Here is a 14,257-nt window from a genome sequence, read left to right as displayed (position 1 = left end):
CCTTAGAAACGAACGCAGCAGGTTTCAGGCTTTTTTCAACCAATAGCGGTAAACGCCCGCTTCATCTTCTTCACGAAGCAGGGTATGACCGGCCAATCGGGCAAAGGTGCGAAAGTCGCGCTGGGAACCCGCATCGGTAGCAATCACCTTGAGTACCGCACCGCTGGCTAGTCGGTTGAGTTCCAGTTTGGCTTTGAGCAACGGCAACGGGCAATTCAGACCGCTGGCGTCCAGCTCGGCGTCGTGGGTTACAGCGTCAGTCATCGAATCACTCCGGGGCAGGGGGTTAAGCAGCTTAGAATATCTGGTCCCAAGCGTAGTGTCCGGCTACAGTAAGGTCTTTGTCGACTAAGGCTTTGTGCATGACTTTTTTGCGCCCTACCCTGCTGACGCTCGCTTGCCTGCTCGCCTCACCGGGCTTCGCCGACGACTTGCCGTCACTTGGTGACGCCAGTTCTGCCATCGTCTCGCCGCAACAGGAACACCAACTGGGCCGTGCGTGGCTGGCGCTGTTGCGCAGCCAGGTGTCACAGCTCAACGATCCGCAGCTCAAGGATTACGTCGAATCCAGCGTCTACCGGCTGGTGGAAACCAGCCAGGTCAATGACCGGCGCCTGGAGTTCATCCTGATCAATAGTCCGCAGCTCAACGCTTTTGCCGCACCGGGCGGGATCGTCGGTGTCAACGGTGGCTTGTTCCTCAATGCCCAGACCGAGGGCGAATATGCCTCGGTACTGGCCCACGAACTGGCTCACCTGTCGCAGCGTCACTTCGCCCGCGGGGTCGAAGCGTCGCAACGCATGCAAGTGCCCATGATGGCTGCGCTGCTGGCCGGCATCGTGATTGCCGCGGCCGGTGCAGGCGATGCCGGGATCGCGGCCATTGCCGGTACTCAAGCGGCGGCGATTCAGGAACAACGACGTTTCTCGCGCCAGAACGAACAGGAAGCCGACCGTATCGGCATCATGAATCTGGAAAAGGCCGGTTACGATCCGCGTTCGATGCCGACCATGTTCGAACGACTTATGCGCCAGTACCGCTTCGACGCCAAGCCCCCAGAATTCCTGCTGACTCACCCGGTGACCGAATCGCGGATCGCCGACACTCGCAACCGCGCCGAACAGGCCAAACCGGGCGGTATCGAAGACAGCATGCGTTACCAGCTGATTCGGGCACGCGTGCAGCTGATCTATGAAGAAACCCCAGGCCTGGGCGCCAAACGCTTTCGGGCCCAACTCGATGAAAACCCGAAAAATGACGTCGCGCGCTATGGCCTGGCAATCGCCCAGATCAAGGGCGGCCAGTTGAATGAGGCTCGCGAGAACCTCAAGCTGCTGCTGGCCAAATCGCCGAACGAGATCATCTACAACCTGGCGCAGGTCGATCTGGACATCACCAATAATCGTCTGCCCGATGCTCAATCACGGGTCGACCGGATGCTCACTCAATACCCCGGCAACTACCCGCTGAATCAGGTGCGTGTCGACCTGCTGCTCAAGCAGAATCGAGCGGCAGATGCGGAAAAAGCGCTGGAGAACCTGCTCAAGAGCCGACCTGATGATCCGGACGTCTGGTACATGGTGGCCGAGACTCGCGGCCTGTCGGGTAACATCATCGGCCTGCATCAGGCTCGCGCGGAGTACTTTGCGCTGGTCGGCGACTATCGCCAGGCAATCCAGCAACTGGACTTCGCCAAGCGCAAGGCTGGCAGCAACTTCCCGCTGTCATCGCGGATCGACGCACGGCAACGTGAGTTGATGGAGCAGGAACGGATGGTCAAGGACATGATGGGCTGACGTCTTCAGAAAAAGCTCAGAAACAAAAATCCAGGTACAAAAAAAACCGCCTCTTTCGAGGCGGTTTTTTATTCAGCCGACAACCGGTTTATTCAGCCAGTTTGAAGGTGATGAAGCTGGCGCGACCTTGACGCAGAACCCGCATCGACACCGAGCGATTCTTCGGCAGTGCCTTGGCAATGTCCGTGAACTCCTTGGAGGAGCCGATCGCCTGGTTGTTCAGGTGAGTGATCACATCGCCCGGCTGCAAGCCAATCAGGGCAGCAGGACCGTCCTGGACTTCCTTGATAACCACACCACCCTTGAGGTCGAGGGTTTTCTTCTGCTCTTCGGTCAACTCGGCCACCGAAACACCCAGGCGATTGCTGCTGCGCTCAACGCTGGATTTAGGCAGGGCTTCCAGCTCTTTGCCTTCTTCAGGGATAGCGCCGACGGTCAGCTCGACGTTCTTGCGCTTGCCTTCGCGGATCACTTCAAGATCAGCTTTCGAGCCAGCCTTCAGTGCGCCCACCAGGTGCGGCAGATCGGCGGACATGACGATCGGTTGACCGTTCATGCTGAGGATCACGTCGCCCACTTGCAGGCCACCCTTGGCAGCCGGACCGTCATCCTGGATCTGAGCCACCAGCGCGCCGGCCGGCTTCTCGAGACCGAACGACTCGGCCAGATCCTTGTTCACTTCCTGGATCACTACGCCCAACCAGCCACGACTGACTTTACCGCCGCTTTTCAGCTGATTGGAAACGTCCATCGCCACATCGATAGGGATTGCGAACGACACACCCATGAAGCCGCCGGAGCGGGTATAGATCTGTGAGTTGATGCCGACCACTTCACCGGCCAGGTTGAACAGCGGACCACCGGAGTTGCCCGGGTTGATCGGCACGTCGGTCTGGATGAACGGCACATAGTTTTCGTTCGGCAGGCTACGGCCGATGGCGCTGACGATACCTTGGGTCACCGTGTGATCAAAGCCGAACGGCGAACCGATGGCCACGACCCACTGACCTGCTTTCAGGTCCTGCGACTTGCCAAGCTTCAGAACCGGCAGGTCCTTGCCTTCGATTTTCAGCAAAGCGACGTCAGAGCGCGGATCGGTGCCGATCAGCTTGGCCTTTAACTCACTGCGATCGGCGAGGCGCACGAGAATCTCGTCGGCATCGGCAATCACATGGTTGTTGGTCAGGATGTAGCCGTCGGGCGAGATGATAAAACCCGAGCCTAGGGATTGCGCTTCACGCTGACGATCGCCGCGTGGGGAACGTGGCTGCTGCGGCATGCCCCGCTCAAAGAACTCGCGCAACATCGGCGGCAAGCCTTCAAGGTCAGGCATTTGCTCGTTGGATATCCGGCGGTCCGGCAGCTTCTGGGTGGTACTGATATTCACCACCGCGGGTGAGGCTTGCTCGACCAACTGCGTGAAGTCAGGCAACTCGACCGCTTGTGCAGCGACCGCCTGACCGAGCACCAGCACGGTGGCAAAAATGGAGAGATAAGACTTCAAGCGTGGTATCGACATACGGCTCCCGTTACGACGAGCATGGTTAAGCGATATGGAGCAAGGAACACCGGAAACGATACGCCGGTATTTTTGTTCCGGGAACAACAAACAAGGCCAGAGCCGAGGGGCTCTGACCTATAAAAAATTTTCGGGATATTTGCAAATGAAAATGCTCGGCAAAACATTTCGAGGCACCAATGGCGGGATAGCCATTGTCGACCTCCCGCACCATCCAGACCCCGATAGGTGAGCATGGCTGATCAGCTTACTGCTTGCTGGTAGCCGCGGCATCGTTGCGCATGGACAGCGCAATCCGTTCGGCGGTGCCAATCGGTATTTCACCGACCACAGTCACCATCATCTCGCCTTGCGGTGTAGTCAATCGCCGGGAGACAGCAACGGTTGGCCCCAACTGGGTGCGCGTATCAGTGACTGTTGCGCCATTCAACGGCTCAAGGAACACCGAGAATCGGGCCAGACCGTCGTCGAACATCAGACTGTTGACCTGGGCTTTGGTCTCCGGATCCTTGTGCGAGGTACTGCTGGTCAGCTCGAAACCTGGTGGTAACCAGTCCGAATGCCAGACCTGCGCAGTTTTGACGGCGGAAGCCTTGTCACTGTCGAGGGTAATGGGTTTGCAATCAGAACCTGCCTGCAAATCGCTGTCGGAAGGCACCTCGGCAGTATCCAGTCGGGTGAACTGGAACCGCTCCAGCAGTTGCCCTTTGTCATTGAGCAACAATGACTTCAACGGCAAACCGGTTTCCTTGTCCAGATGCAGCTCAAAACCGTAGCGGTGCTGATCGCGAGGCTTCAACGACACGATCACCGCTGAACGTCCGGCCACACGCGACTTGCCGATGACGGCAAGGTCATACCAATTCTTTAGCTTTTGTGGATCGAGTGCACGAGCGGTGGAGTTGGGTGAGTCCCCCAGCCCTGCTATCAGGGTGCCGCTAACGCATTGAGTATGCCCATCAATGCGCACGACTTCCTGTGCCGAGCCGTCGAGCTGGAGTAAACGCTCGCGGACCTTGCCATCCTGGACGCGATGCCAGATGTTGTGGGTAGAGAAACTACCGTTACGCTCGTAGACGAAAGTACCGTGAAAGCTTTGCGTTTGCTCCGCCTGCCCCAGACGCTTCAGCCAGTCCTGGGCTTCATCGGCGTGGGCTGGAACAACGAACCAGCCACTGAGCAGAAGCGTAAGTAGAGGTATGGCGCGCATGATCCTCCTTAGCGGTTTTCCAGGCTTGCTGCACGAGCGTAAGGCAGAGCGCTCTCAGTACCTTTCAATGCAGCCTGTTGAGCATGTTGGCGCAAGTAACCTGGCAGACGCTGATCGTGCCAGCCTGGCTGACCTTGCAATACGCCGTTGGCCATAGGGCCAGTGGCTTCCGAGCTCTCATTGTAGCCTGCCAATACAGCTGGACCCTTGACCTGAGGAGCGGCCAGACCCGGTTGACTGGATTGCTGGGCCAACTCGACACCGGCGATCTCGTCCTGGTTGTACAGACGAACACCCGCCAGCACGGCAACGGTCACCGAAGCAGCAACTGCCAGACGACCGAGGCTGCGCCATGGACCGCGAGAGGCTTTTGCCGGTACGGCTTCGTCAGCCAGCGCAGCAGAGACTGCCGCAGCGATGTCCAGACGAGGAAGCAACAAATCCTTGTGCATAACTGCCCGAGCGATCTGGTAACGAGCCCAAGTATCGCGGGTTTCAACATCGTCGAAGGCATTCAACACCCGACGCAATTCCAATTCGTCCGCTTCGTTATCCATCACTGCGGACAGCGATTCCTGCAGGGCTTCACGACTCATGGCGTTCCTCTCTTGGCTGTCGCCGCTGTCTCAGTTTTCCTGCAACAACGGCTGCAGGGCTTTATCGATGGCTTCCCGAGCGCGGAAAATCCGGGAGCGCACGGTACCCACCGGACACTGCATGACGCTGGCAATGTCCTCGTAACTCAGACCATCGAATTCACGTAAAGTTAAAGCCGTACGCAAATCTTCTGGCAGTTGCTGAATGGTTCGATGGACGGTGCCTTCGATCTCATCCCGCAGCAATGCACGTTCTGGCGACTCGAGATCCTTGAGGCCATGATCGCCATCGTAGAACTCTGCATCCTCGGAACTGACATCGCTATCCGGCGGCCGACGGCCGCGTGAAACCAGATAGTTTTTCGCCGTGTTGATGGCGATGCGGTAAAGCCACGTATAAAACGCGCTGTCTCCGCGAAAATTACCAAGTGCACGGTATGCCTTGATAAAGGCTTCCTGTGCGACATCCTGGGCTTCATGGGTGTCGTGCACGAACCGCACGATCAACCCGAGAATTTTGTGCTGGTATTTCAGCACTAGCAGATCGAAAGCTCGCTTGTCGCCGCGTTGAACGCGCTCGACCAGCTGCTGATCCTCTTCCTGGGTTAGCATGAACACTCCTCGATAAGCTCGAAGGAGGCTTGCATCACTGAACGACCAGACTTGCAAACATAGACTCGGGCTTTTCGCAAAAGTTCTCCCCCTTCAAGCAAGTTTCCTGCGCACTCTGATTTGGCACGCACGAAAAGCGCAGCGCGGGATAACCCGGCTGCGCGAATAATCTTGTCATCGGATTCGCCAGCTAAGGACCCAACCGCAAGTCCCGCACCGAAGCCGACACTGTCCCTTGTTTCAGGCAACCTTCTATTGATCTTGGGCCTTTGGCAAAAGTTCCATATTTATAGCTGCCCGAAACCGACATTGTGCAACTCTGAAGAGAAAAAGACTGTTAAATCCACGATACAGTCGCCTTGTCGCCGAAGCCCTCAAAAAAACTTCCGACGAAGCGTCCAGCCTTTTCCGTCACAGTAGTTTCACAATGCCATGCTGGCCCGGCTATTGTGCCGATCCCCCCCTCTATATACTAGTGGGCTGTGTGGCTGTCTTGACTCGCCGACCCAGCTGTCTTGCGCCAACCCCGTCCCGGGTCGCTTTGAGCGGAATCCTGAAATGAGCCAACAGTTTCAACACGATGTTCTGGTAATTGGCAGCGGTGCTGCCGGCTTGAGCCTTGCGCTGACCTTACCCGGTCATTTGCGCATCGCCGTATTGAGCAAAGGCGACCTCGCCAATGGCTCAACCTTCTGGGCCCAGGGCGGTGTCGCTGCCGTTCTGGATGACACCGATACTGTCGAATCCCATGTCGATGACACCCTCAACGCCGGTGGTGGCCTGTGCCATGAAGACGCCGTGCGCTTTACCGTCGAGCACAGCAGAGAGGCAATTCAATGGCTGATCGACCAAGGCGTGCCCTTTACCCGCGATGAACAGTCCGGCACCGAAGACGGTGGGTTCGAGTTTCACCTGACCCGCGAAGGCGGCCACAGCCATCGGCGAATCATCCACGCTGCCGATGCGACGGGCGCGGCGATCTTCAGAACCTTGCTCGATCAGGCCAAGCAGCGTCCCAACATCGAACTGCTGGAGCAGCGGGTCGCGGTCGACCTGATCACCGAAAAGCGTCTGGGCCTTGAAGGTGAGCGTTGCCTCGGCGCCTATGTGCTCAACCGCGGCACCGGTGAAGTTGACACCTACGGCGCGCGCTTCGTGATCCTTGCCTCCGGCGGCGCGGCAAAAGTCTACCTCTATACCAGCAACCCAGACGGCGCCTGCGGTGATGGCATCGCCATGGCCTGGCGTTCGGGCTGTCGGGTGGCGAACCTGGAGTTCAACCAGTTCCATCCCACCTGCCTTTATCACCCGCAAGCCAAGAGTTTCCTGATCACCGAAGCCCTGCGCGGCGAAGGTGGCCACCTGAAGCTGCCCAATGGTGAACGCTTCATGCAGCGCTTCGACCCACGGGCCGAGCTGGCACCACGGGACATCGTCGCCCGCGCCATCGACCATGAGATGAAGCGCCTGGGTATCGACTGCGTCTACCTTGACATCAGCCACAAGCCCGAAGATTTCATCAAGACGCACTTCCCGACGGTCTATGAACGCTGCCTGGAATTCTCCATCGACATCACCAAACAACCGATCCCGGTGGTACCGGCGGCGCACTACACCTGCGGCGGCGTAATGGTCGATCAGCGGGGTCGCACCGATGTGCCGGGCCTGTATGCGATTGGTGAAACCAGTTTCACCGGCCTGCATGGCGCCAACCGCATGGCCAGCAACTCGCTGCTGGAATGTTTCGTTTACGCCCGTTCGGCGGCGGCGGACATTCTGGAGCAGTTGCCAGACGTGTCGATTCCGACTGCCCTGCCCGTTTGGGATGCGAGCCAGGTCACCGATTCCGACGAAGACGTGATCATTGCGCACAACTGGGACGAACTGCGGCGATTCATGTGGGACTATGTCGGCATCGTGCGCACCAACAAGCGCCTGCAACGGGCTCAGCACCGGGTGCGTCTGTTGCTGGATGAAATCGATGAGTTCTACAGTAACTACAAGGTCAGCCGGGATTTGATCGAGCTGCGCAACCTGGCGCAAGTAGCCGAACTGATGATCCAGTCAGCCATGGAGCGCAAGGAAAGTCGCGGCCTGCATTACACCCTCGACTACCCGAATATGCTGCCGGTCGCCCTGGACACTATTCTGGTGCCGCCCACCTACGCCGACTGAACTTGAGCCGAACCCGCAGGCGTCGGTGCACATCCGCCGCCTGCGAATCGCGCAGCACACAGATCGCCCTGATCCGTCGCTCATCGCGCAGACGAAAACGCAGTACCACGATCAGCGGCAACGCCAGACTGTCCGGCCGCAGCTGCACGGGCTGCCAGCCCACCGCCTGATTCCACAACTGCCAGCCATCGGCATCGCGACGCAAGCCGCGAAACGCCTGTGGGTGTGTCAGCAGAATCTGTCGCGGCAATGCCCAGATGCCATGAGCCAGACAGCAAAAAGCGCCGAGCAAACTGGCCCAGACCGGTAGGGAAAGTAGAAACAAAGAACCCAACGCGAACAGCTGGGCCAGAAGATAGGCCGCCAGCAACTGCCGTGAGGCATGCCAGCGGCATTCGAACGCGTTACTTGGGCTGGACACGATCCAGGATCATGCGAACCATGCGCTGAAGCTCCGGATCTTCCGATTCGTTGCGCTCCATGAACCAGCCGAACATGTCCTGATCCTCACACGTCAGCAGACGGACGTACAGATCACGATCCACCTGGTTGAGGTGCGGGTAAACCTCTTTCACAAACGGCACCAGCAACACGTCAAGCTCAAGCATGCCGCGGCGGCTGTGCCAGTAGAGGCGATTCAGTTCAACTTGTTCGACCATGGAGCGCTCCTCAAATAGGCGGCAAGTATACAGCCCCAAAGCGAGCCTAACAGTCGGCTTTGGTCGGGACCGACGATCCTTTGTGAACTACCCATTTCAAGGGCGCCCCCTTATGATGTCCCTCGGACTCTTTACCCTGCGATGACCCATGGCCGATTCTGCTTTTTTCTGCACCCTGTCTCACGAAGGCGTTCTCGCGGTACGCGGCGCGGATGCCGGCAAATTCCTGCAAGGCCAATTGACTTGCAACCTTAATTACCTGAGCGACACCCAGGCCAGCCTTGGCGCGCGCTGCACGCAGAAAGGCCGGATGCAGTCGAGTTTCCGCATTCTGCTGGAAGGCGACGGTGTACTCATGGCGATGGCCAGCGAGCTGCTGGAGCCGCAACTGGCGGACCTGAAAAAGTACGCGGTGTTCTCCAAATCGAAACTGACCGATGAAAGTGCCAGCTGGGTTCGCTTTGGCCTTGAGCATGGCGATGCGGCACTGGCCAGCCTGGGCCTGGAGTTACCGGTAGAAACCGACAGCGTCGCGCGCAATGACGGCCTGATCGCCCTTCGCGCCTCGCCGGATCGCGCTGAGCTCTGGGTTCGCGCCGATCAAGCTGACACCCTCAAGGGCAAGCTGTCCGCTCTGTTGGCCGAAGGTGAATTGAATCAATGGCTGTTGGGCCAGATCCGCGCCGGGATCGGTCAGGTCATGCCGAGTACCCGCGAGCTGTTCATCCCGCAGATGCTCAATCTGCAAGCCGTCGGCGGCGTGAGCTTCAAGAAAGGTTGCTACACCGGCCAGGAAATCGTCGCGCGCATGCAATACCTTGGCAAACTCAAGCGCCGTCTGTACCGCCTGCAACTGGAGGCCAGCGAATTACCGGAGCCCGGTACCCAACTGTTCTCCCCAACCCATGGCAGTTCGATCGGTGAAGTGGTGATGGCCGCCCGTACCGAGCAAAACATTGAACTCCTTGCGGTGCTGCAAGCCGAAGCGGCAGAAGATGGCAATCTGCACCTTGGCGCACTTGAAGGTCCGGGCCTGCATCTGCTCGACCTGCCTTACCAACTGGATCGTGATCGCGAAATCCAGCGTTAACAGCAGCACTTGTCGCAATACCCTAGAGAAAAGAAATGATCGAGCTGGCGGATAAGGTCCAACAGGATTTGGTTGAGGCCATCGATAACGATGACCTGGTTCTGCCAACGTTACCCGAAGTGGCCCTGCAGATTCGCAAGGCCGCTGAAGACCCGGAAATCAGTGTCAGCACACTGAGCAAAGTGATTGGCCGCGATACCGCGCTGTCGGCGCGCCTGATCAAAGTGGTCAATAGCCCGTTGCTGCGCGCGACCCAGGAAGTGACTGACCTGCACACGGCCATCACCCGGCTGGGCGTCAATTACAGCAGCAACCTGGCCATTGGCCTGGTGATGGAACAGATCTTCAATGCCCGTTCCGAAGTGGTGGAACAGAAAATGCGCGAGGTCTGGCGCAAAAGCCTGGAAATCGCCGGCGTCAGTTACGCGTTGTGCCGCAGTTATACGCAACTCAAGCCTGATCAGGCGGCGCTCGGCGGGCTCGTGCATCAGATTGGTGTACTGCCGATTCTGACCTACGCCGAAGATCACTATGAATTGCTGTCTGACCCGATCAGCCTCAACCATGTGATCGACCGGATTCACCCGCTGCTCGGCGATAAATTGCTCAGGGTCTGGGAGTTTCCGGAAATGCTGGTGCAATTGCCGGGGCTGTATCTGGATTTCAAGCGGCAATCGGAGCGGGTCGATTATGTCGATCTGGTGCAAGTGGCCAGTCTGTATTGCCACAAGGACACCGATCATCCACTGGCCCGTATCGACCTCTTCAGCGTGCCGGCCTTCAAAAAGTTGGGGATCGATCCGGAGAACAAGGCGATGTGCAAGGATCTGGAGGAGTCGCGGTCGATGTTTTACTGATCACTGTGGCGAGGGGGCTTGCCCCCGTTGGAGCGCGAAGCGCTCCTCAGCGGTCTGTCTGGTAAGTCACCCATAACAGGTTTACGACTGCTGCGCAGCCGAACGGGGGCAAGCCCCCTCGCCACAGGGTTGTGTTCACTCTCCCGCGATAAAACTCACCCGCACCTTCAACCCCGCCTGCTCGCCGTCGTGCAGGCTGATCTGCGCCAGGTGGGCGCGGCAGATCTCGCCGACAATGGCCAAGCCCAGTCCCGATCCAGCCACCTGTTCGTTACGCCGATAAAAACGCTCGAACACCCGATCCCGCTCTTCAAGAGGAATCCCCGGGCCATCGTCTTCGACCTCCAGCACCGCTGGTGCCAAGACCCGCAGGATCACATTGCCGCCCGGCGGCGTGTGAGCCAGCGCGTTGTCCACCAGGTTGCTCAACAGTTCATTCAACAACGTCGGTTCGCCGCGCAGCCACACCGGTTCGTCAGCTTCCAGCGCCAGCGCCACACCACGTGCATGGGCCAGCGGCGCCATGGCCATGCCCAGTTCCCGGGCCAACTGACTGAGGTCGAGCAACTGCGCACCGCCCTCGGCAATTGCCCGGGCGCCATTCTCGACCCGTGCCAGCGAGAGCAATTGATTGGCCAGGTGGGTCAGACGATCTGTGCCCTGGGCCGCAGTTTCCAGGGTGCTGCGCCAGGTTTCGGGTTCGTTCGACCGCAGGCCCAGCTCGAGTCGTGCCTTGAGCGCCGCCAACGGGGTACGCAGTTCATGGGCGGCATCGGCGATGAACTGCGCCTGACGCTCGAACTGCCCGCGCAAGCGCTCGGTAAAGTGATTGAGCGCACGCACCAGCGGCCACAACTCGTGCTGCACTTCCACCAACGGCAAGGGCCGCAAGTCATCGGACTGACGCTCTTCCACCGCCGTGCGCAAGCGCTCCAGCGGACGCAGCGCCGCACTGACCGCAAACCACACCAGCAGCAGCGCACCGATCGCCAGCATGCCCAGTCGCAGCAACGTATCCGCCGCCAGACTGCGCGCCATACTGACCCTCGCCTCATCGGTTTCCGCGACTCGAATTTCCGCCATGCCATTCATGTTCGGTTCACTGACAGGCTTGAGCAGGCTGACTACCCGCACGTTTTGCCCTCGATAAATGGCGTTATAAAAACGCGCCAGCGCCGGGTAGTCATCGGTGCGCGGCGTTCCCGGAGGCGGAGCGGGAAGATTTTCGTAACCGGAAATCAGATTCTGGTGGATATCGTTGACCAGGTAAAAAATTCGCCCGGCACTGTCGTAGGCAAACGTGTCCAGCGCCACGTAAGGCACGTCGGCGCTGAGCGTCCCGTCACGCTGGGAAACCCCCGCGGCGATGGTCCGCGCCGAGGCCAGCAAGGTCCGGTCATAAGCGGTGTCGGCGGCTTCGCGACCGTTCCAGTACGCGCTCAAACCACTGGCGAGCATCAACACCACCAGCAGCAGCGCGAGGTTCCACAGCAACCGCCAGCGCAGGCTGCGGGGCTTATGCATCGCGGCTTTCCAGCAGATAGCCAAGGCCGCGGAAGGTCACGATGGCTACCGGTTGGCCATCGAGTTTCTTGCGCAAGCGGTGAACGTAGATCTCGATGGCATCGGGACTGGCCTCCTCGTCCAGACCGAACACCTGGGCGGCCAGTTGCTCCTTGCTCATCACCCGACCGGGACGGGCGATCAGCGCTTCAAGCACCGCCTGCTCGCGGGAGGTCAGGGTCAGCAATTCTTCGCCGAGGGTGAAGCGCCGGGTGTCCAGATCATAGGCCAGCACGCCACAACGCTGCTGGCGTTCACCGCCGAGCACACTGCGGCGCAGCAAGGCTTTGACCCGGGCTTCGAGTTCTGTCAGCTCGAAGGGTTTGGCCAGGTAATCGTCAGCCCCAAGGTTCAGGCCATGGACCCGATCCTTGACGTCGCTGCGGGCAGTCAGCATCAACACCGGCAGGTTCTTGCCCCGGGCCCGCAGGCGCGCCAGCACTTCGAAACCATCCATGCGCGGCAGGCCGACATCGAGGATCGCCACGGCGTATTCCTCGCTGCTCAAGGCCAGGTCGGCTGCCACACCGTCATGCAGCACATCCACGGTCAGCCCGGTGCTCTTGAGCGCTTGGGCGACACTTTCGGCAAGCTGCAGATGGTCTTCGACGAGCAGAACACGCATGGATCTTTACCTCATTCAGGGATGGTCGACGCCATTCTTTGGCGCGGAGTTTACAGCCGCAACCGTCGCTGTGAAGCCCGAAAACCGTGAAAGTCAGCTGAAAGGTTAGCGAAAGGTTGGCCGGTTAGAGTCCAGCCACGGACAGTTTCGACTGCCGTCGCTACCGCACATAGCGTACGAAAAACGCCTCGAAGCGTTTTCGCCAATAAGAACAATAAACGGAGTACGTCACCATGCTGTCCACGCAGCTTCAGGCTCGCCCGCCTGCTCGTTTTTCCCGCCTCAGCCACACCGCCCTTGCCAGTGCCGCCGCCCTCGCCGGCTTTTCGCCGTTGAGCCAGGCTGCCTTCTTCGAAGACAGTACGGCAACCTTCGAAACCCGCAACATGTATTTCAACCGCGACTTTCGCGACGGCACCAGCGCCCAGCAATCCAAGCGGGACGAATGGGCCCAGGGGTTCATGCTCAATCTGCAATCGGGTTACACCGACGGCACCGTGGGGTTCGGTGTCGATGCACTGGGCATGCTGGGGGTAAAACTCGATTCAAGTCCGGATCGTACCGGCACCGGCCTGTTGCCGACCCATGATGACGGTCGCGCGGCGGATGAGTATTCCAAGCTCGGCCTGACCGGCAAAATGAAAATCTCCGCCACGGAACTGAAAATTGGCAGCCTGATTCCGGAACTGCCGATCCTCAAAGCCAACGACGGGCGCATTCTGCCGCAGACCTTTGAAGGCGGCCTGCTGACCTCCAAAGAGATCAAGAACCTGACCTTCACCGGCGGGCGTCTGGGGAAAGCCAAGGACCGCGACAGCACCGACTTCGAGGACATCGCCCTCAACAACAAGAACAGCCGTTTCGCCGGCACCGTGGCCGGCAAGCACTTTGACTTTGGCGGCGTGGACTATAAGTTCACCGACAAGATCACCGGCAGCTACCACTTCGCCCAACTCGATGAAGTCTATAACCAGCACTTCCTCGGCATGGTGGCCTCGGAAAAATTCGGCCCCGGCACCTTCGGCACTGACTTGCGCCTGGCCATCAGTGATGACGAGGGCGCAGCCCGTGGCGGCCCAATCGACAACAAATCCCTGAACGGCCTGGTGAGCTACGCCTTGAACGGGCATAAACTCAGCGCCGGCTATCAGCACATGTCCGGTGACAGTGCCTTCCCCTATGTCGATGGCAGCGATCCGTACCTGGTCAACTTCGTACAGATCAATGACTTTGCCGGCGCCGAAGAACGTTCCTGGCAGGCACGTTACGACTATGACTTCGCCAAACTCGGCATTCCGGGCCTGAGCTTCATGAGCCGTTATGTGAGCGGTGACAACATCAAGCTCAAGAACGGCGACGAAGGCAAAGAGTGGGAACGCAACACCGAGATCAAATACGTCGTACAAAGCGGCGCCCTGAAAGACGTCGCCGTACGCCTGCGCAATGCCACCTACCGTTCCAACTACTCCGCTCGCGATGCCGATGAAGTGCGTCTGCTGGTGAGCTATAGCGTTGCTCTTTGGTAAACATCACGTTCAATAACAATAATGAATGC

At 59.0% G+C, this 14,257-nt stretch carries 14 protein-coding genes; 5 read left to right on the top strand and 9 right to left on the bottom strand.

Annotation, left to right across the window (positions count from 1 at the left end):
* Positions 1-24: 24 nt before the first annotated feature.
* The gene (locus F6R97_RS23235; RefSeq protein ID WP_007898654.1) at positions 25-264 is read right to left on the bottom strand and encodes a sulfurtransferase TusA family protein; all 240 of its coding nucleotides are present in this window, start codon (positions 262-264) and stop codon (positions 25-27) included.
* 98 nt (positions 265-362) lie between these two features.
* Between F6R97_RS23235 and F6R97_RS23230 the strand changes: the two genes are divergently transcribed.
* Positions 363-1,796: a M48 family metalloprotease gene (locus tag F6R97_RS23230; protein WP_048394060.1), complete on the top strand. Its 1,434-nt coding sequence runs from the start codon at positions 363-365 to the stop codon at positions 1,794-1,796.
* An 88-nt stretch (positions 1,797-1,884) separates the two neighbouring features.
* Here the strand turns inward: F6R97_RS23230 and F6R97_RS23225 are convergent, their stop codons facing one another.
* The 4 genes from F6R97_RS23225 to rpoE all read right to left on the bottom strand — a co-directional run bounded on the left by F6R97_RS23225 (position 1,885) and on the right by rpoE (position 5,733).
* On the bottom strand, positions 1,885-3,315 hold the full coding sequence (locus F6R97_RS23225) for a DegQ family serine endoprotease (RefSeq protein WP_315867149.1): 1,431 nt from the start codon (positions 3,313-3,315) through the stop codon (positions 1,885-1,887).
* A 247-nt stretch (positions 3,316-3,562) separates the two neighbouring features.
* Entirely contained in the window at positions 3,563-4,525 is a 963-nt protein-coding gene (locus tag F6R97_RS23220; RefSeq protein ID WP_038979332.1) for a MucB/RseB C-terminal domain-containing protein, read from the bottom strand.
* 8 nt (positions 4,526-4,533) lie between these two features.
* Entirely contained in the window at positions 4,534-5,121 is a 588-nt protein-coding gene (locus tag F6R97_RS23215; protein ID WP_038979331.1) for a sigma-E factor negative regulatory protein, read from the bottom strand.
* Positions 5,122-5,151: 30 nt separating this feature from the next.
* Entirely contained in the window at positions 5,152-5,733 is a 582-nt protein-coding gene (rpoE, locus tag F6R97_RS23210; protein ID WP_003172477.1) for an RNA polymerase sigma factor RpoE, read from the bottom strand.
* 558 nt (positions 5,734-6,291) lie between these two features.
* Here rpoE and nadB point away from each other — a divergent pair.
* Positions 6,292-7,908 (top strand): L-aspartate oxidase, encoded by a 1,617-nt coding sequence (gene nadB, locus F6R97_RS23205; RefSeq protein WP_048394055.1) that lies wholly within the window; start codon positions 6,292-6,294, stop codon positions 7,906-7,908.
* Here nadB and F6R97_RS23200 read toward each other — a convergent pair.
* Positions 7,877-8,329: a protein YgfX gene (locus F6R97_RS23200; protein WP_048394053.1), complete on the bottom strand. Its 453-nt coding sequence runs from the start codon at positions 8,327-8,329 to the stop codon at positions 7,877-7,879. The two genes, nadB and F6R97_RS23200, sit on opposite strands and share 32 nt — an antisense overlap.
* Positions 8,313-8,567 (bottom strand): succinate dehydrogenase assembly factor 2, encoded by a 255-nt coding sequence (locus F6R97_RS23195; RefSeq protein ID WP_030132661.1) that lies wholly within the window; start codon positions 8,565-8,567, stop codon positions 8,313-8,315. The genes F6R97_RS23200 and F6R97_RS23195 overlap by 17 nt, the downstream gene beginning before the upstream one ends.
* A 148-nt stretch (positions 8,568-8,715) precedes the next feature.
* On the opposite strand from F6R97_RS23195, the gene F6R97_RS23190 reads away from it, so the two are divergent.
* Positions 8,716-9,657, top strand: a complete 942-nt coding sequence (locus F6R97_RS23190; protein ID WP_315867148.1) for a folate-binding protein YgfZ — start codon at positions 8,716-8,718, stop codon at positions 9,655-9,657.
* Between the two features lie 35 nt (positions 9,658-9,692).
* Positions 9,693-10,514 (top strand): HDOD domain-containing protein, encoded by an 822-nt coding sequence (locus F6R97_RS23185; RefSeq protein WP_038979327.1) that lies wholly within the window; start codon positions 9,693-9,695, stop codon positions 10,512-10,514.
* Positions 10,515-10,649: 135 nt separating this feature from the next.
* On the opposite strand, the gene F6R97_RS23180 is transcribed toward F6R97_RS23185, so the two are convergent.
* Positions 10,650-12,038 (bottom strand): sensor histidine kinase, encoded by a 1,389-nt coding sequence (locus F6R97_RS23180; protein ID WP_038979326.1) that lies wholly within the window; start codon positions 12,036-12,038, stop codon positions 10,650-10,652.
* Positions 12,031-12,702 (bottom strand): response regulator, encoded by a 672-nt coding sequence (locus F6R97_RS23175; protein WP_007898613.1) that lies wholly within the window; start codon positions 12,700-12,702, stop codon positions 12,031-12,033. The genes F6R97_RS23180 and F6R97_RS23175 overlap by 8 nt, the downstream gene beginning before the upstream one ends.
* A 233-nt stretch (positions 12,703-12,935) precedes the next feature.
* On the opposite strand from F6R97_RS23175, the gene F6R97_RS23170 reads away from it, so the two are divergent.
* Positions 12,936-14,228: an OprD family porin gene (locus F6R97_RS23170; protein WP_048394048.1), complete on the top strand. Its 1,293-nt coding sequence runs from the start codon at positions 12,936-12,938 to the stop codon at positions 14,226-14,228.
* Positions 14,229-14,257 lie beyond the last annotated feature (29 nt).

This window comes from Pseudomonas sp. JV414 (genome assembly GCF_032424305.1).
Taxonomy (GTDB): domain Bacteria; phylum Pseudomonadota; class Gammaproteobacteria; order Pseudomonadales; family Pseudomonadaceae; genus Aquipseudomonas; species Aquipseudomonas lini.
The sequence above is the reverse complement of the archived record's forward strand: the minus strand, read 5'-3'. Positions and strand labels throughout refer to the sequence as shown.

Bases quoted from the DNA above. Each gene is read 5' to 3' on its own strand.
- F6R97_RS23235 (WP_007898654.1), bottom strand. From the start codon at position 264: ATGACTGACGCTGTAACCCACGACGCCGAGCTGGACGCCAGCGGTCTG.
- nadB (WP_048394055.1), top strand. From the start codon at position 6,292: ATGAGCCAACAGTTTCAACACGATGTTCTGGTAATTGGCAGCGGTGCT.
- F6R97_RS23230 (WP_048394060.1), top strand. From the start codon at position 363: ATGACTTTTTTGCGCCCTACCCTGCTGACGCTCGCTTGCCTGCTCGCC.
- F6R97_RS23185 (WP_038979327.1), top strand. From the start codon at position 9,693: ATGATCGAGCTGGCGGATAAGGTCCAACAGGATTTGGTTGAGGCCATC.
- F6R97_RS23180 (WP_038979326.1), bottom strand. From the start codon at position 12,038: ATGCATAAGCCCCGCAGCCTGCGCTGGCGGTTGCTGTGGAACCTCGCG.
- F6R97_RS23170 (WP_048394048.1), top strand. From the start codon at position 12,936: ATGCTGTCCACGCAGCTTCAGGCTCGCCCGCCTGCTCGTTTTTCCCGC.
- rpoE (WP_003172477.1), bottom strand. From the start codon at position 5,733: ATGCTAACCCAGGAAGAGGATCAGCAGCTGGTCGAGCGCGTTCAACGC.
- F6R97_RS23225 (WP_315867149.1), bottom strand. From the start codon at position 3,315: ATGTCGATACCACGCTTGAAGTCTTATCTCTCCATTTTTGCCACCGTG.
- F6R97_RS23220 (WP_038979332.1), bottom strand. From the start codon at position 4,525: ATGCGCGCCATACCTCTACTTACGCTTCTGCTCAGTGGCTGGTTCGTT.
- F6R97_RS23175 (WP_007898613.1), bottom strand. From the start codon at position 12,702: ATGCGTGTTCTGCTCGTCGAAGACCATCTGCAGCTTGCCGAAAGTGTC.
- F6R97_RS23195 (WP_030132661.1), bottom strand. From the start codon at position 8,567: ATGGTCGAACAAGTTGAACTGAATCGCCTCTACTGGCACAGCCGCCGC.
- F6R97_RS23215 (WP_038979331.1), bottom strand. From the start codon at position 5,121: ATGAGTCGTGAAGCCCTGCAGGAATCGCTGTCCGCAGTGATGGATAAC.
- F6R97_RS23190 (WP_315867148.1), top strand. From the start codon at position 8,716: ATGGCCGATTCTGCTTTTTTCTGCACCCTGTCTCACGAAGGCGTTCTC.